Annotated in this window: 1 protein-coding gene; it reads right to left on the bottom strand. The window is 54.4% G+C overall.

The window, feature by feature from the left end; all coding sequences use genetic code 11:
- On the bottom strand, nucleotides 1-1,015 hold a 1,015-nt coding region (locus tag ACFQ2I_RS17205; protein WP_377566357.1), incomplete at both ends, for a hypothetical protein.

Below are 1,015 nucleotides of genomic sequence, written 5' to 3'. Positions count from 1 at the left end.
GATCCGGGCCTGCTCCCTCGACAATCCGTTTCGTTGCCAGCAGCTCCACATCTCCCTGCGCCCAATGACCCGTTAGGTCCGCGAAGCTTTTGCCGGACGGTTCGATTGCCGCATACAGGCTGTTGTACGGTACGTTCATGACCAGTTCCGCCGTTCCGTCCGCACGCATTCCCGGCAAGGAAGGGACGAAGCGGAATGTGTTCTTCTTCAGCTTTATCCTTACGCCAATCAAGGTGGAGGCTTCCTCTGCCTCATCGATCACAATCGCCCGGGTCGTATAGGCTCCGTTGAAATCGTTGATTTCGAATGTTTCGCCGCCCGCCTCTACCGTCACTTTGAAGTCGATGACGCGGCTGGCTAGACGCAGCCCCTGATCGGCAGTAAGCTGCCGAAGCTCTGCTTCGGTGTCTGAATCCATTTGTTCCAGCGTTAGGTTCACCTTCATGTTCTCCAGCGCTGCGCCAAGCGTCTCGGCTATCTGCTCCCAACGGATCGCTGACAGCGGCAGCTGATAGCTTGAACCGTTCAACTCTACGTTTATAGCAAGATTCGGTTCAGACTGCACAGCCAATTGGAGAGATTTAGTCGGCAGTTGCACTTGCACCACACGTGTCGTGTCATCCACCCGTATTGTCAGCAGATTCTTCTGCAGTTTCTGCAGCGCTTGATTCAGTGTGGCTTCATAGATGGTGACTTGCTCAATCGTGGTGCCGTCTGCCTGCGTTTTCTTGTGGATGTTCACACTGTCAAGCAAGCGCGATTCTTCGTATAACCCGGCTTGGTTGTTGATCGGGAGGACTAGCATGAACAGCTGGAAGCGGTTGGATACCGCTTGCAGGATATTACCGATCACATCCATCCCTCTCACATGCAGGTACCACTCTCCGTTCACACTATTCTTCTCCAAGTCATCTCCGCTTGCAAAGCCGGTCCACTCTTCGTCCCCACCTGGCGCACTAGCGCTTTTCGTCCATACATATTGCAGACTGGACGGATCGACGCCGCTGTCACTGTC

Origin of the sequence: Paenibacillus chungangensis, assembly GCF_042675905.1 — a bacterium.
GTDB classification, from domain to species: domain Bacteria; phylum Bacillota; class Bacilli; order Paenibacillales; family Paenibacillaceae; genus Pristimantibacillus; species Pristimantibacillus chungangensis.
This window is presented reverse-complemented; position numbering and strand designations above follow the sequence as displayed.